The organism is Microbulbifer sp. MKSA007, assembly GCA_032615215.1.
Taxonomy (GTDB): Bacteria; Pseudomonadota; Gammaproteobacteria; order Pseudomonadales; family Cellvibrionaceae; genus Microbulbifer.
In genome coordinates, this window is the sequence record CP128433.1 from 1,495,748 (window position 1) to 1,512,344 (window position 16,597).

At 50.1% G+C, this 16,597-nt stretch carries 13 protein-coding genes; 7 read left to right on the forward strand and 6 right to left on the reverse strand.

Translation table 11 applies throughout. From position 1 onward, the window contains the following. Positions 1-180: 180 nt before the first annotated feature. The 3 genes from QT397_09370 to purM all read right to left on the reverse strand — a co-directional run bounded on the left by QT397_09370 (position 181) and on the right by purM (position 2,692). Complete coding sequence (locus QT397_09370) at positions 181-885, reverse strand: DUF3108 domain-containing protein (GenBank protein ID WNZ57528.1); 705 nt, start codon at positions 883-885, stop codon at positions 181-183. Between the two features lie 101 nt (positions 886-986). Further along, a complete protein-coding gene (purN, locus tag QT397_09375; GenBank protein WNZ57529.1) occupies positions 987-1,631 on the reverse strand; it encodes a phosphoribosylglycinamide formyltransferase in 645 nt (214 codons plus the stop codon). After that, the gene (purM, locus tag QT397_09380) at positions 1,631-2,692 is read right to left on the reverse strand and encodes a phosphoribosylformylglycinamidine cyclo-ligase (GenBank protein ID WNZ57530.1); all 1,062 of its coding nucleotides are present in this window, start codon (positions 2,690-2,692) and stop codon (positions 1,631-1,633) included. The genes purN and purM overlap by 1 nt, the downstream gene beginning before the upstream one ends. A gap of 277 nt (positions 2,693-2,969) precedes the next feature. Here purM and QT397_09385 point away from each other — a divergent pair, with 277 nt between their 5' ends. The 5 genes from QT397_09385 to QT397_09405 all read left to right on the forward strand — a co-directional run bounded on the left by QT397_09385 (position 2,970) and on the right by QT397_09405 (position 8,602). Next, complete coding sequence (locus QT397_09385; GenBank protein ID WNZ57531.1) at positions 2,970-4,067, forward strand: DUF2066 domain-containing protein; 1,098 nt, start codon at positions 2,970-2,972, stop codon at positions 4,065-4,067. Between the two features lies 1 nt (position 4,068). Beyond that, complete coding sequence (gene hda, locus QT397_09390; protein WNZ57532.1) at positions 4,069-4,782, forward strand: DnaA regulatory inactivator Hda; 714 nt, start codon at positions 4,069-4,071, stop codon at positions 4,780-4,782. 274 nt (positions 4,783-5,056) lie between these two features. Next, positions 5,057-5,989 carry a universal stress protein gene (locus QT397_09395; protein ID WNZ57533.1) on the forward strand — a complete coding sequence of 311 codons (933 nt, stop codon included), beginning with the start codon at positions 5,057-5,059 and terminating at the stop codon, positions 5,987-5,989. 127 nt (positions 5,990-6,116) lie between these two features. Continuing rightward, positions 6,117-7,934, forward strand: coding sequence for a DUF885 domain-containing protein (locus QT397_09400; GenBank protein ID WNZ57534.1), 1,818 nt, complete (start codon positions 6,117-6,119; stop codon positions 7,932-7,934). A gap of 272 nt (positions 7,935-8,206) precedes the next feature. Next, a complete protein-coding gene (locus QT397_09405; protein WNZ57535.1) occupies positions 8,207-8,602 on the forward strand; it encodes a cupin domain-containing protein in 396 nt (131 codons plus the stop codon). A gap of 224 nt (positions 8,603-8,826) precedes the next feature. Here the strand turns inward: QT397_09405 and QT397_09410 are convergent, their stop codons facing one another. From QT397_09410 to sodB, 3 genes are all read right to left on the reverse strand, one after another. Next, a complete protein-coding gene (locus tag QT397_09410; protein WNZ57536.1) occupies positions 8,827-10,713 on the reverse strand; it encodes a DUF885 domain-containing protein in 1,887 nt (628 codons plus the stop codon). 428 nt (positions 10,714-11,141) lie between these two features. Continuing rightward, positions 11,142-13,019, reverse strand: a complete 1,878-nt coding sequence (locus QT397_09415; protein ID WNZ57537.1) for a DUF885 domain-containing protein — start codon at positions 13,017-13,019, stop codon at positions 11,142-11,144. 235 nt (positions 13,020-13,254) lie between these two features. Next, on the reverse strand, positions 13,255-13,836 hold the full coding sequence (sodB, locus tag QT397_09420) for a superoxide dismutase [Fe] (GenBank protein ID WNZ57538.1): 582 nt from the start codon (positions 13,834-13,836) through the stop codon (positions 13,255-13,257). A gap of 332 nt (positions 13,837-14,168) precedes the next feature. Between sodB and QT397_09425 the strand changes: the two genes are divergently transcribed. Continuing rightward, positions 14,169-14,927, forward strand: a complete 759-nt coding sequence (locus QT397_09425) for a hypothetical protein (GenBank protein ID WNZ57539.1) — start codon at positions 14,169-14,171, stop codon at positions 14,925-14,927. A 151-nt stretch (positions 14,928-15,078) separates the two neighbouring features. Continuing rightward, complete coding sequence (locus QT397_09430; GenBank protein WNZ57540.1) at positions 15,079-16,587, forward strand: fumarate hydratase; 1,509 nt, start codon at positions 15,079-15,081, stop codon at positions 16,585-16,587. Positions 16,588-16,597: the final 10 nt, after the last annotated feature.

Below are 16,597 nucleotides of genomic sequence, written 5' to 3' on the forward strand. Positions count from 1 at the left end.
TGGCAGGAAGGCCTTTAGACTTATATAAGTACCTTCCACTTCCGTAGCAAATCCCTTACTAAAAAGTCTAGCAATACGTCATTGCCCTAGTGAGGGAGAGGAGTGACTTTATAAAGACAATGGGGACAAAAATCTATCCAAGTCGACGGATTTTTTTTCATCAGTCGAAAATGTGGCCATTTATTGGCTGGCAGCGACTTTTTCGCCGTTGATGGATAAATTTGTCAGGTTGATTTGATACCTTTTGCCATTTTCTTCTCTTTGGATAAGTTTCACCAAAGCGTAGTTCCATTGCGGTGCGATCCAGACAGTTGTCTCTCTTCCTGAGTCTTTATCTCTCACTCGAGCGACTTTAATTGTCTCCACCGGACCCAGAGGTGTTTTTAGGGTTTCAGTGCCAACTTGACTGAATTTGTAATCGCGAATTTTTTTGCCGTCGGCAACTTTGTATTGAAGGTCTGTTTTTCCAGCGGCGACATCGAGTGCTAGTTGGATTTGATAGCTCACCTTGTCAAGAATATTAGGTGGGGCGTCTTTGAGATCTCGCTCCGGATTATGGACGTTAAAGATCATACCTTTTGACGGTTCGAAATTAAGCACCGTGGCGCGATTTCGACCAAGGCCTTTGCGGCGATATTCGTAATGTTGGGGGGTGATATGGCCATCCTGGCTGGTAAAGCGAGAGTACTCTTTAATGCTGGCAAAAAGGGCGCTGCTATCGAAGTCCAGGCGCCAATTGCCGTCCTGTCCGGACAATTCCCGAGTGGCGGTAATGCTGATCCCATTAAATCGGGCGGCGTAGGTGGCTTTGAAAGGTTCCAGCTCAGCAGCAATTGCCTGGCCGGTAATTAAAAAAAGAAACAGAGAGGTAGCAAAAAGGCGCACTGTGATATCCCACAAAAAACTGAACCCTTTTGAATACTAGCTGGCGAGGCGCGCAAAGTACATTGAAGGACTTTTACCCCGCCAGCTATCAAGGGCTGGTTTTATGCGGAAACCTGAACCCCGTGGTGAGGTAGTAATTTACCATCCAGCTGAACTCGATCATCCGCCATTTGCAGGCGTTGCTGAGCAAACCAGGTAACCGCCATGGGGTAAATGATGTGCTCTTGAACCTGCACTCGCTTGGCCAGTAGCTCTGGAGTGTCTCCCTCTTTAATAGGAACAATGGCCTGGACGATAGGTGGCCCGCCATCGAGTTCCTCGGTGACAAAATGCACGGTTACTCCGTGTTCTTTGTCACCGGCTTCCAGTGCCCGCTTATGGGTATGTAGGCCCTGGTACTTCGGCAGTAAGGAGGGGTGAATGTTGATCAGGCGGCCGTTGTAGTGGCGCACAAAGTCGGGTGTCAAAATACGCATAAACCCAGCCAGTACAACCAAATCTGGTTTGCACTTGTCGATCTCTTCGATCAAGGCGTGATCGAAGGTTTCTCTGCTGGAGAAATCCCGGTGATCCACCACAGAGGTGGGAACGCCTGCCTGTTCTGCGCGAGTCAGCCCATAGGCATCTGCCTTATTGCTGACAACTGCAGTCACGGAAAAAGGCGCGTCCTCTTGTGCGGCGGCATCCAGCAGAGCCTGCAGGTTGCTGCCACTACCGGAGATTAATACGGCAACTCTACAAGACATTACAGCCCCGCCAGCTCTACTGCTTCCGCCCCTTCTTTGGCATCTTCGATAGTGCCAACGACAAAGGCGTCTTCGCCCATTTGCTTGAGAGCGGATAGTGCCGACTCGGATTGCTCTGCAGGCACGCAAATAACCATGCCAACACCGCAGTTAAACGTGCGGTACATTTCGCGGCTATCGATATTGCCTGCATCACGCAGCCAATTAAATACAGGAGGCATTTCCCAGCTGGTGACATCAATACGCGCGCTGCAGCCTTCGGGCAGTACGCGGGGCAGGTTTTCCAGTAAGCCGCCGCCAGTGATATGGCTTAGCGCATTCACCTGGAAGCTCTTCATTAATTGCAGCAGGTTTTTAACGTAAATACGGGTCGGGGCCATCAACGCTTTGGCCAGGGTTTCACCGCCGATGTCCTGCTGGAGATCGGCACCGCTGACTTCTAGAACCTTGCGGATCAGGGAGTAGCCATTGGAGTGGGGGCCACTGGAGGCCAGGCCGATCAATACGTCGCCAGCTTTAACTTTGCTGCCGTCGATGATTTCAGATTTTTCTACGACACCGGTGCAGAAGCCTGCCAGGTCATAATCGTCGCCTTCGTACATGCCGGGCATTTCGGCGGTCTCGCCGCCGACCAGTGCGCAGCCTGACAGCTCACAGCCTTTGCCAATGCCGGTAACTACTTCTGCAGCAATATCGACATTGAGTTTGCCGGTTGCGTAATAGTCGAGGAAGAAGAGGGGTTCAGCTCCTGCTACGATCAGGTCATTCACACACATGGCGACAAGATCGATACCGATGCTGTCGTGAATGCCCAAGTCCATTGCCAGGCGTAACTTGGTACCTACACCGTCGGTGCCGGAAACCAAAACCGGCTCTTTATAGCCGCTTGGAAGTTCACACAGGGCGCCGAATCCGCCCAGTCCGCCCATTACCTCGGGGCGGGATGTGCGTTTGGCGACATTTTTGATGCGCTCTACCAGTGCATTACCTGCGTCGATATCGACACCGGCATCTTTATAAGAGAGGGATGTTTGCGTAGATTGCGGCTTGGAATCGCTCATGATTCTTCCTGCGGTGGGTATTCGAAGGGCGCGTATTCTATCTGGGTCTTGCCTCGGGAGCCACGCCCAGACGGCATCTCGAAGGGGGATTTCGGCATTTTCTCACCATTTGAACTGTGAAATCACTCCGATAGTGAGAACTCGGGGCTGAGAGAAACGTCTGACGCTGATACAATAGCCGCAATTTTTAGTCCGCCCTAAAATCTGGCGTCTTGCACATCGATAATAATTTCTGCAAGCTCAGGGGCGGAAAATAAGAGGTTTGGAGAGAAGTCCTATGCACAAGCTGCTCCGGCAGGGATTGGTGTTGCAGTTGCTGGCTCTGATCATCAGTGTTCTAGCCCTACCGGTCCAAGCTCGAGTCATCTCGGATTTGTACGAAGTTGTCGAGGCTGTGTCGAGTCGCGGAGCCACGGATCGTGCAGCAGCCGGAAGTCGCGGCCTGGAACGGGTGTTCGTACGTGTTACGGGAGATGCCGCTGTCGGTAGTAACCCAAATGTGCAGCCGATATTAAAAAATGCACAGCAGTTTGTTCAAGGGTATCGCTATACCCGTGAGGACAATCAGCTCTACTTGCACCTTTCCTTTGATCCCCAAGCGATCTCCCGGCAAGTTAATCAAATGAACTTGCCCATGTGGCCTAACAATCGCCCCGGCACTTTGGTGTGGCTTGCAGTAGATACCCTGCAAGAGGGCCGCAGTGCTCTGAGTGAAGAAGCGACCCCGGAGCTCTTCTCTGTACTTGAGGCAATGGCTATCGAGCGCGGTGTCCCCCTGGATTTCCCGGTAATGGATCTCAATGACCAGCGCAATATGCCTTTGGGAGCTCTCTGGGCCCAGGATGAGCAGGCAGCTGAGAAGGCGGGCTTTCGCTATAGCCCCGATGCCACTTTGATGGGCCGGGTGCTTCAAGCTTCGGGCCATCGCTGGCAGGCAGATTGGTTGCTAATTCACGGCGGTCGCAGCTATGCCTTCGATACTGCCGGAGGTTCGCTGGAAGAGGTCGCTCTGCGCGGCGTTAACCAACTGGCCAATATTCTCGCTCAGCGCTATGCGGTGTCCCCGAATGGCCAGGACAATCAGTTAGGCGCGGTGATTGTTGAGTTGTCTGGTATCGACAGTTTTGCTGATTATGCCAAGGCATCTGGTTATCTACAGGGGTTGGCACAGGTCAGCAGTGCTAACCTGCTCTCTGTTGAAGGGGACCGAATGCGCCTGGCACTGGTCACTTCGGCAGGGTTGAGCAATTTGCGTGATACCCTGGCTCTAAACCATAAATTGCGAGCACAAGCGGACGGAGACGCCATTAACCTGAATGGATACCGTTCACCCTTGGGCAGCGCTGAGAATCCGTTGCGCTATCACTGGGATTGAGATGAGTATTCCGCAACAATTGCCGCTGGGGGTATCCCTGCGGGATGACGCCACTTTTGATAACTTCTACCTGTCGGATTCAGATCCAAATCGACAGGTAGTTGCCCTGCTGCAGTCTTTTGCCAGTGGCGAGAATCCCGAGTCTGTAATTTACATTTGGGGTGAGGCGGGTAGTGGTATTAGCCACTTGCTTCAGTCTGCTTGTCAGTGCGCAGAGGCCAATGGTCGCTCTTTCCATTATCTCCCTCTCGCAGACCTAATGAATATGGACCCGGCTGTTATTCTCGACGGACTCGAACGCCTGGACCTTGTCTGTATAGATGACGTTCATTTGTTGGAGGGGCAGCCCGAGTGGCAGACCGCTATTTTCCATCTCTATAACCGAGTTAAGGATGGCGGCAGGCAATTATTAATGGGGGCTCGCAAGTCACCCCGCGGTATGGATATTGCCCTGGCTGATCTGCAGTCACGCCTGCACTGGTCCCTGGTGTTCCAGCTCAAAACCCTGAATGACAGCGATAAAGTTGCCGCCCTGCGCCGTCGCAGCCGTCTGCGCGGTTTTGACCTGCCGGAAGATGTGGCCCAGTACATATTGCACCGCGCCCCGAGGGATACTCGAGCACTCTTTCTGTGTCTGGAGGAGCTGGACCGGGCTTCACTTATGGCTAAGCGTAAAATCACCATTCCTTTTGTTAAGCAGGTTTTGGATATCTGACCCCAGCATTGGACTCTGGCCGACCTGCTTTAGCCTCCTGAGCTCATTTGGGCTCCTCTGTCTCGTGTTATAGCGACACTTGACGCTTTTTCCGTCTAATATGGTTTGTGTTTACTCACTTCACCTTCCCTATCTGCTCCTGCGCCATCTCCTTCACCTGTGTATTTCCGTGTGAAATCTGCTCTACTCACGATACCAATTTGAGGCAGCGAGTGGGTTTATGGTGAGTCTTGCCCCTGTTTGCTCCCAAATATCTCTGGTTGAGGGCAGCGTTATGCCAAACATTCATAAAATCCTGTATGTCAGCCATGCTGCTGAGGATGAAAGCAGCGGACTCATGCAGGCTTTTGCAGTGGCGCGCAATCATCAGGCGGAGATTAAGGTTTTACTGGTCTGTCCGAAGGTGCCGGAGGGGTTTGAGGAGTTTAGTCGGCTCTGTGTGAGGACAATGCTTGATAGGGTCAGGAGTGAAATTGAGTCGGCCCGCGTACATATGGAGTTATCGGCGGAAAGGACCAATTTGGAGATTGAGTCAGATTGTGGTGCCCGACCTGCCGAGCGGGTGATCCGCCGGGTATTGGCTGAGGGCTATGACCTGGTGATCAAGAATGTTGAGGGTCGCAGCCAGCTTAAGGGCTTCAAGGCAATGGATATGGATCTGCTGCGAAAGTGTCCCTGCCCGGTATGGCTGTGCCGCCCAATCAAGGAACATCGCAACAAGATTCAGGTGGCTGTAGCTCTCGACCCTGAATGCGAGGATGGCAGCACTTATGACTTGGCGATCCGGTTGCTGCGTTGGTCGCGAGTACTCGCTGACAGTTGCAGTGGGGTGTTGAACGTTATTTCCTGTTGGGACTTCGATATCGATGAATACTTGCGGCGCCATTTTCCCTTGAGCGCTTCTGAGGAAGAGTTGGATGAGGCCACTGAATCAGCGCGGGCCCAACACCGATCAAAGCTCGATGTATTGATACGTGCATCCGGAATTGAGGGGGAAATACGTATTCACCATGTGGTTGCCCATCCAGATAACTTTATTCCATTGCTGATTGATGAAGAAGGTCTCGACTTGCTGGTTATGGGCACTGTTGGACGGGCGGGTATTCCCGGTTTCATTATGGGGAATACTGCAGAGAATATATTGCAGAAGGTCAGTTGCTCCCTGCTGGCTCTGAAGCCCAGTGACTTTGTATCGCCGATAAAATAGTTGTGAATTATGGGTCTAATTCAGCTTGGCCCCTGCGCTGATCGCTCTATCGGAATTCTCTGCTGCGGGAGTTGAGGTGATCCTGATACCGGGACAAAATTACAGCTAAGAATTCGGGAGAAATATAATGATTAAGACTATTGCCAAATGGTTTGGCGGCTTATTTTTCGTGGGGGTTTTGGCAGTTTCTGCTTTTGCTATTAATGCAGTTTATTTCAAGCCTTGGTCTATAGATGTATTTTTTGAGCGTGTCTTTATAAAAATCGGCAGTAGCAGTCCGGAAATCCTTTCACAAATTAGAATTTTGGAACAATTTGGAATTGATGGACACAATGCGCATCTCGATGATTTGTCTGAAGAAGAGCAGTTGCGTGTTATTGAAATGATGAAGAGCGAGCTGGCGGTATTGCGCAGCTATGATCGCGAAAGTTTGGAAGGGCAGCAGGCCATTTCCTATGATGTGTTAGAGCATCTTCTCAGTATAAAGACGGAAGTTGAACGCTGGAGGCACCATGATTACCCGCTTAACCAAATGTCGGGTGAGCAGAATAGGTTGCCGGAGTTTCTCGCTGAAGTACATCAGATCAACAATGTAAAAGAAGCTGATTATTACTTGTCTCGTCTGGGAGAGGTCGGACGTAAGTTTGATCAATTGCTGGATGGTCTGAAGATAAGGGAAGAGAAAGATATCCTGCCCCCGCGCTTTGTTGTCGATAGTGTTTTAGAGGAAATGCAGGGTTTTATCGCCGCGCCGGTAAAAGAAAATATACTTTATACCTCATTACTGGAGCGACTTAACAAAATTGAAAAGCTGGATAAACAGGAGCGGGAAGGTATTCTCAGCCAAGCTGAGTTGCTGATTGGTACAGAAGTTTACGCCGCGTATCAAGGGCTAATCGATTATTTCAGTACTCTCCGGTTAAAAGTTGGAGAGAACAATGGTGTTTGGGCATTGCCGGATGGGGATGCCTACTATGTCTATCAAGTACGCAACTTTACCAGTACAGATATTGCACCGGAGGAACTCCATCGTATTGGATTGGAAGAGGTTGCAAGAATTGAAACGGAAATGAATGAAATTTTTTCATCCGTTGGTAGAACCAGTGGCACTATTAGCGAACGTTTTTCTGCACTGAATAATGATCCCCAGTTTCTTTATGAGGATTCAGATTTAGGACGAGAGAAAATTATTGCCGATTACCAGGTAATGATTGATGAAATTGATGCGGGCCTGGGTGACTATTTTGATTTAAAACCCAAAATGGGTGTTGAGGTGCGCCGAGTCCCAGAGTTTAAAGAGCAAGGTTCTGCGGGAGCCTACTACAATCCTCCAGCAATGGACGGGTCTCGCCCCGGGGTATTTTATGCAAATTTGCGGGATGTTCATGAAACCAAAAAGTTTGGAATGCGTACCTTGGCTTACCATGAAGCGGTGCCTGGGCATCACTTCCAGTTGGCAATTGCACAAGAGCTAAAAGGTGTGCCGACTTTCCGTAAAATGGGGTTGTTTAATGCTTACTCGGAAGGGTGGGCACTGTACTCTGAGAAGCTTGCTAAAGAAGCCGGTTTCCAGGAAAACCCCTACGATGATTTGGGTCGGTTGCAGGCGGAAATGTTCCGGGCTGTGCGGTTGGTCGTGGATACTGGAATACACTATAAGCGCTGGAGTCGTGAGCAAGCGATTGAGTATATGCTGGAAAAGACCGGTATGACTGAGTCTGAAGTCACCACCGAGATCGAGCGATATATGGTTTGGCCCGGCCAGGCACTGGCCTACAAAACCGGTATGCTGAAGATTCTTGAGTTGCGTGAACGCGCTAAAGAAGCGCTTGGTAGCCAGTTTGATATCCGCCAGTTCCACAATGTAGTTCTCACCAATGGCGCTTTGCCATTGGCAGTGTTGGAGCAGCAGGTAGATCAGTGGATAGCAACCAACAAGAGTTAGGATTCACTTTTGCAGAGTATTCGGCTATAGGATCGTCAAAAGAGTAACTTAAAAGTTTGAGCATCTTTACCGCTAGAAAGGGTGAAGGTGCTCGGATTATGTGGTTTTAGTAACTAAAAAGGGAGAAGGGAAGAATACACCGCGCTTAGGACCCTATGAGGCATGGATGCCGATTAAGAGCTTACAGGGATGTATTCACAGCGTGTCTCGAGTGCGGTGTATTCTTTCCTTCCACCCCAGTAGTAAGAGTAGTACTTGTAAGGGGTTGGTAAGTGCCGAAGTCAAAAGCTATTACGATAGATGATGGGTTTTCTAGAGTTAAATTTCTAATAGGAAGAACTCCCGAAACAACGGATGAGGAAGCTAAAGATGCATTTGCCTTATTGTCCGAGTATAGGGATGGTGGAATATACGTAGCCCACTATTCAGGGAATAGCGAGTGGGAAAGACACACCAATGGAGATGAGTTTGTTCAAGTTATAGGTGGGGAAACAGCTCTAATTCTTCTCGTTAACGGTGATGAGAAGCGGAACGAATTATCAGCCGGGCAAATATTGGTAATACCAAAAGGTATCTGGCACCGATTTGAAACACCTAGCGAAGTAAAAGTTATGACTATCACCCCGCAGCCAACTGAGCACAGTATCACTAAGCCATGCGATACTTAAGAAATAGGATCATTCTACATGCTGCAGCGGTTTGCAGTACAAGAGTGCGTGCTGTTAGCTGGGGCTTTCAACCTTGAGCTATAGGGTTCTAAAAATGCAGGTAAACCAAGTATATCGCTTGTCCTCGTGTATATTTGGCTCTCGAATTGTTAGGTGTTCACTAATAGCTCAAACAAAAAAGGCCACAGATAGTGGCCTTTTTTAATTCTGTTTTAACCTTTTAGTTATACTTTTGGAGTTCTGGTGTTTGCTATCCACTCGTCAATAATTTCCTCCAGGGCATCCAGTGGTACTGGGCCGTTGGCCAGAACTGCATTGTGGAATTGGCGAATATCAAACTTTTCTCCCAGTTCTTTTTTGGCTTTCTCGCGGAGCTGTAAAATTTTGAGCATGCCAATTTTGTAGGCTGTTGCCTGGCCGGGTAATACGATATAGCGCTCGACTGCTTTAATCACATCCCCCTCAGGATTAGGGGTGTTTTCCATCAGGTATTGTATGGCTTGTTCTCGGGTCCACTTCTTAGTGTGAATTCCGGTATCGACTACAAGGCGTCCTGCTCGCCACAACTCCATGGCGAGGCGCCCAAAATCTGAGTAGGGGTCTTGGTAGAGTCCCATCTCTTTTGGCACCATTTCAGAGTAAAGGCCCCAACCCTCGGTATAGGCGGTATAGTGACCATATTTGCGGAATTTAGGGATATCCTGTAATTCCTGGGTGATAGAGAGCTGCATATGGTGGCCGGGGATACCCTCGTGGTATGCCAGTGCTTCCATCTGGTAACTGGGCATATCGTCCATGTTGTAGAGGTTGGCATAGTAGATGCCTGGGCGTGATCCGTCGGCAGCAGGTTGCAGGTAAAAAGCTTTACCGGCAGATTTCTCCCGGAATGGTTCTACCGCTCTCACATCGAGGTCCGCTCTAGGTTTGGTGATAAATAACTCGTCCAGCCTACCCTTCATGGTATCGATAATGGTAGTAGCCTTCTCAAGATATGCAGCTTTCCCCTGTTCAGTGGTCGGGTAATAAAATTGCTGGTCGGTGCGCATGAATTCGAAGAAGTTTTTCAACTTACCTTCGAATTTTACTTTACGCATAATTTCACGCATCTCATCATGGATGCGAGTCACTTCTTCAAGGCCAATCCTATGAATTTCTTCGGCTGTCATATCGGTAGATGTGTAAAAGCCGAGACGAAAATTATAAAAGTCACTGCCATCTGCCAGTTTCCAGGCGCCATCATCAGTAGTGGCGCGTATCTCAAGCTCTTGCAGGTAGTCGATTAGGGTTTTATAGGCGGGACCAGTGTTGTCTTTTAGTGCTATTTTAGCTTTATTTATTAAGGACTTTTTCTGCTCTTTACTAATATCGAGATTTTCTACTTTTCCCTTAAAGTCAGCAAATAGAGGGCTGTCCTTTTTTCTGTCAAAAGGAGCACCAGTAATTAGGTTTTGTGCATCTCCAATAACATAGGGGAAAACGAATTTTGGAATAGTGGTGCCAGCTTTGGCGTTTTCCTCCAGTTGGTCTTGCAGCTGTGCGAAATACTGGGGAATTCTATTTAAGCGGGAAATATAAGCTTCGGCATCCCTAATGTTATCGATACGGTGCTGGCTGATAAGTGTTGAAGCGGCGCCGGTATGGATGGCGAACATTTGGTTGACTGGGTAATTATGATTTCGCCACTTATAGGCTTCGATCTCTTGTTGCAAAGTGCGTTTTGCCAGTCGAAGATTAAGTTGGGTAGGTCGATCCAGTATAGCGGGATCAATTTTATTCAGCTCGGATAATTGACGCTTATTAATTTCATGGGTTTCTTGCGCAAATTCAGGAGTTAGATCATTCCATTTGCCGTACTCCTCTTTCAGACCCAAGAATGTTTTGAATTCAGGGCTGCGGTCTAGATGCTCCTGGAAGAACTTATCGAATAGCAAATTGACCTTCTTGCTGGCCTCACTCATTTCTTTGCTGACTTTCGGGGGAGGTGACTGATTAAGTGCACTTTCCTCTAAGGGGGCAATCTTATGTGCATCTGCATTGTTGGTACTATCGTTGCAGCCCGTGAGGATGAGTGAGCTTACTGCCGCTGCAATCAGAGTTACTTTTAACTTCATGAGTACAATCCTTGCGTTCAAAGAGTAGCTCTTACTTTTTTATCATTATTTTTGCAGTTAATGGACTTTTTTATGTAAAAGCATCCCATTATTTGGTTTTGTGGATATAAATTCAGCAGAAACTCAGAGCGGTGCACTTTTTTGGTATGGGGAATACTGGGTATGTTTTATTTTGGTGCTTTTATACGACAGTGGCGGCTAAGGTGAGCTGAAAATAGGGGGAGTTGAAATAAGACCCCAGTGCCAATCATGCTGGGAGCTGGTGATTGTTTAATAAGAAGTCCGGAGTGTCATTCCGGACTTCCCTGTAAAACAATAAATGCCGTATTGTAAAAACTATACAGAATTATTATTTCTGCAATGCTCTACTGACGATAAGAAAAAGACAGACAAGTAGTTATCAGGTACTTATCTGCCGCTTCTATTAATTATTGTTGGGTTTTTACTTTTGCAACCCACTCATTAACCAGTTCTTCCAGTACATCCAAGGGGACTGGGCCACTGGCCAGGATAGTGTCGTGGAAGCCGCGAACATCAAACTGATCACCCAGTTCTGTTTTGGCTTTTTCACGCAGCTCGACAATTTTCAGCATACCGATTTTGTATGCGGTCGCTTGGCCAGGCATCACGATATAGCGCTCGATCGCTTTAACCACGTCGCCTTTCGGGTTCGGGGTGTTCTCTACGAGGTAGTCGATCGCTTGCTCGCGGGTCCATTTCTTGGCGTGAAGGCCGGTGTCTACCACCAATCGGCCAGCGCGCCACAGTTCCATAGCCAGGCGTCCAAAGTCAGAGTAGGGATCTTCATAGAAGCCCAACTCCTTGGGTACCAGCTCGGAGTAGAGGCCCCAGCCTTCGGTATAAGCAGTGTAACCACCGTATTTACGGAACTTGGGAATATCCTGTAATTCCTGAGCGATAGAAAGCTGCATATGGTGGCCGGGGATACCTTCGTGGTAAGCCAATGCTTCCATCTGGTAAGACGGCATATCTTCCATATTGTACAAGTTGGCATAGTAGATGCCGGGGCGCGAACCATCGGGAGCCGGGCGCTGATAGAAGGCCTTACCCGCAGACTTTTCGCGGAAGGCTTCTACGGCTCTTACATCGAGATCGGCTTTGGGCTTGGTGATAAACAGTTCATCCAGGCGGCCCTTCATAGTGTCGATAATTGCGGTGGCCTTTTCCAGGTATTCCGCTTTACCTTCCTCAGTGGTGGGGTAGTAGAACTGCTTGTCGGTGCGCATGAATTCGAAGAATTCCTGCAAGTTACCTTCGAACTTCACCTTGCGCATAATCTCGCGCATTTCGTCGTGAATACGGGCAACTTCCTTAAGACCGGTTTGGTGGATCTCATCGGCAGTCATATCCGTAGTGGTGTAAACACCGAGGCGGAATTTATAGAACTCTTCGCCGTCTGCCAGTTTCCAGGCGCCGTCGTCAGTGTTGGCTTTTTTCTCAAGCTCTTGCAGGTAGCTGATCAATTTTTCGTAAGCGGGGCCGGCGCTTTCAGTCAGGGCCTGGCTGGCTTTATCGACCAGTGATTTCTTCTGATCTTCACTGATTTCCAGCTTTTCTACTTTGTCTTTAAAGTCTGCAAACAGTGGGCTGTCTTTTTCACCGTTAAAAGGTGCGCCGGTGATCAGGTTGCGGGAATCACTAATAACGTAAGGGAATACGAACTTAGGTACGATTGTACCGACTGCAGCATTGGCTTTCAGTTGTTCTTCCAACTGGGAGAAATACTTGGGCATACCATTCAAACGGGCGATATAGGCTTCTGCATCGCTGACATCATCGATACGGTGCTGGCTGATCAGTAGCGATGCTGCGCTGGTGTGGGTGGCATACATCTGGTTGACGGGGTAGCCGTGATTGCGCCACTTGTAGCCATCGATATCCTGTTGCCAGTTGCGCTTTGCCAGGCGCAAGCTCAAGCGGGTAGCGTCATCCAGAGTGGAAGGATCAATTTTATTCAGTTCCGCCAGCTGGCGCTTGTCGATCTCCAGGGTTTCCTTGGCAAACTCTGGGGAGAGGTCGTTCCACTTATCGTAGTCTTCTTTTTTGCCCAGGAAAGTTTTGTACTCGGGGCTGCGGGCGAGGTGCTCCTGGAAGAAGTCCTCGAACATCTGGTTTACGCGCTTGACTGCGGCTGGGTCCACTTTTCCTGCGACTTCTTGAGTCGCCGTGCTTTCCGTGGCTGTGGCGGTTGCACTCTGCTCGGCTGTGTTCGGGGCGCCGCGGTCACAGCCGCTGATTACCAGCGCGCTTATGGCGGCTGCGATCAGGGTTGGTTTCAACTTCATGAGCATATTCCCAGTGTTCGGTTCTTCGTTGCTAATTTGTGCCACTCCAGTGGCATTCTTTAGGTTGATTGCCTAAATCCCCCACACTTTATGCGGGATGTGTAGTGCAGATCAGCAGGTATTGTGCTGACTGGAGCAGCATTTGGCCAGTAGTGGGGAGAATTTGATTGGGAGGAGGGCATTAAAGAAATAAAAAAAGCGGGCACATGACCCGCTTTTTCTGGTGACTTCGGGATTAAGCGAAGTTCTGGTTTACAAACTCCCAGTTCACCAGGGCCCAGAAAGCTTCCATGTACTTCGGGCGCAGGTTGCGGTAGTCGATGTAGTAAGCGTGTTCCCAAACATCGCAGGTCAGCAGGGGAGTAACGCCTTCTTCAGTCAGCGGGGTTGCTGCGTTGGAAGTGTTTACAATAGCGACTGAGCCGTCAGCATTTTTTACCAGCCAGGTCCAGCCGGAGCCGAAGTTGTTCACAGCACTGGTAGTAAATGCTTCTTTGAACTGGTCGAAGCTACCGAAGGCTGCGTTGATAGCCTCGGCAATCGCGCCAGTGGCTTCGCCGCCACCGTTAGGGCTCAGGCAGTTCCAGTAGAAAGTGTGGTTCCAAACCTGGGCTGCGTTGTTGAACACACCACCGGAAGAGGACTTGATCACGTCTTCCAGAGATTTGTCAGCGTCAGCAGTGCCTTCCAGCAGGCCGTTCAGCTTGTCTACGTAAGTTTTATGATGTTTGCCGTAGTGGTACTCCAAAGTCTCTTCGGAGATATGCGGTGCCAGGGCGTTCTTAGCGTAGGGGAGTTCAGGCAATTCGAAAGCCATGGTGTTTTCCTTCCTTTGTCTGAGGGTTATTGGTGAGGGCATTCTACACGTGCCGCATCTCAGAATTAAGCCGGCGCGATGGATTAGGGAAGTTTGGGACGATTTCCTCAAACACAAGGGGGGAAGCTTTTGCTGTCAGCTCTATTCGACTGTCGTCTATTATTACTGACGACCGCTTACTTTTTCGTCAATTTTTGGTATAACTGCCGCAGAATTCGACGAATCTGAATGGATTCTATTGTCATATATTTCTGAAAATACGGTACCGGAAAGAGCAGCATAGAACTGGCGGGTACCGGACTCATCAGCACAGTTATCGGGTGTATCGAACCATGCAACGCAAAGAGCCCACACTGGGCGGCAGCGCCGCTCTTGAACCATCACTGGATCTCACTACCAGCGAAGAAAGGAGTGATTCACCAGAGCCCCAGGTGATCGTGGAGGAGCGCCGAGGTGGTTTCTCTTTCTTGGGGCTATGTGCCCTGATTATGGCGATGGGTGGCCTGGGTGCCTCGGGTTTCCTGTACCAGCAATGGCAGGACAGCCGGACCCTGTTGAGTGATGCTGAGACTCGTATTGCCGATGCGGAAAACCGTATTGCTGAACTGGAGAAGCGCTTTAGCCTCTCCGATGAGGAATCTACGGCATCGGTCGAAGTGCTGAATGCAAAAGCCAAGGAAAACTCCTCGGAGATCCGCAAACTGTGGGGTGTTGCCTATGACACCAACCGCAAGAGTATCTCGGCAAATAAAACAGCAGTCGCAGCTAACAAAAAGCAAGTTGCCGCTCTTAGCACAAAGCTCAGCGGCCTCGAGTCCAGCGTGAAGAAAATCGCCGCTGTAGAGGCTTCGCTGGCAGAGTTGCGCAAGGGCAATACAGATTCCCAGCGTGAGATGACCGACAAGCTTGCACGCCTGGAGCGCCAGCTGGCTTCAGTGCGCAGTGACCTGACTATGCGTGTCGGTGCGAATGAAGAGGCTGTAGAGTCTATCGATGCTTACCGCCGTTCGGTGAATAAGGATCTGGTGCAGCTTCGCGATGCGATTCGCTCCCTGCAGTCCAGCGGTGATTCCACAGCTTCATCCATGTAGTTTTCCGGTTGAGTTAAAAAAGGCGGACCTGGTGTCCGCCTTTTTTATTCCGTTTTCCCTTAAGGTGAATGGGATTTCTGGGAATATCTGGGTCAATAACCCTACATTTCGTGTAGAATCGCCGGCCTCGAGACGTTAATCGGAGTTGGCAATGACCACTATCCGCCAGGATGATCTGATCGGCAGCGTGGCCGATGCGCTGCAATTTATTTCTTACTACCACCCACAGGACTTCATTCAGGCCCTGAACAAGGCTTATGAGAAAGAGGTCAACCCGGCGGCCAAGGACGCCATGGCCCAGATCCTGATCAACTCACGCATGTGTGCCGAGGGCCACCGCCCAATCTGTCAGGATACCGGCATTGTCACCGTGAAGTTGAAAGTGGGCATGAATGTGCGTTGGGAAGCGGATATGAGCGTTACCGATATGGTTAACGAAGGTGTTCGCCGGGCCTATCAAAATGCCAGCAACGTGCTGCGTGCCTCTATTCTGGAAGATCCAGATGGTGCCCGTAAGAATACCGGAGACAATACTCCGGCGGTGATTCACTATGAAATCGTTCCCGGTGATACCGTAGAAGTTTATGTGGCAGCTAAAGGCGGCGGCAGCGAAGCCAAAACCAAGTTTGCGATGCTGAACCCATCTGACTCGGTGGTTGACTGGGTGCTGAAGATGGTTCCGCAGATGGGTGCCGGCTGGTGTCCGCCCGGCATGCTGGGTATTGGTATTGGCGGTACCGCTGAGAAAGCGATGCTGTTGGCCAAAGAATCCCTGCTCGACCCCATCGACATTCAGGAGCTGCAAGAGCGCGGAGCCTCTAACCGCGCTGAAGAGCTGCGTCTGGAACTCTATGATTCCGTCAATAAACTGGGCATCGGTGCCCAGGGCCTGGGTGGACTGACCACTGTGTTGGATGTGAAGATCAAGGATTATCCTACCCACGCTGCCAACAAGGCTGTAGCGATCATCCCCAACTGCGCGGCTACCCGTCACACCCACTTTACCCTGGATGGCTCCGGGCCCGCACGCCAGACTCCGCCTAAGTTGGAAGACTGGCCGGAAATTACCCGCGAAGCGGGCAGCAATACCCGTCGGGTAAACCTGAATAACATTACTGCAGAAGATATCCAAAGCTGGCAGCCCGGTGAGACCCTGCTGCTGAACGGCAAGATGCTGACTGGTCGCGATGCGGCGCACAAGAAAATGGTAGATATCCTCGCCAAAGGCGAGAAGTTGCCTGTGGATCTCACCGGCCGCTTTATCTACTACGTAGGCCCGGTAGATCCGGTGCGCGATGAGGTTGTTGGTCCCGCTGGTCCAACCACCGCTACCCGTATGGATAAATTCACTCGCACTATGCTGGAAGAAACCGGCTTGGCGGGGATGATCGGTAAGGCGGAGCGCGGCCCCATGGCAATTGAGGCGATCCGCGATAATAAAGCGGTATACCTTATGGCCGTCGGTGGCGCTGCTTATCTGGTTGCCCAGGCGATTAAAGGCTCCGAAGTTATCGCCTTCCCTGAGCTGGGAATGGAAGCGATTTACGAGTTCGAAGTAGAAGATATGCCGGTAACTGTGGCTGTCGACAGTCAGGGTGAGTCAGTACACACTACTGGCCCGCTGATCTGGAAAGCCAAGATTGCCGAAGGTGAGGTGTAACGCTTCCGCC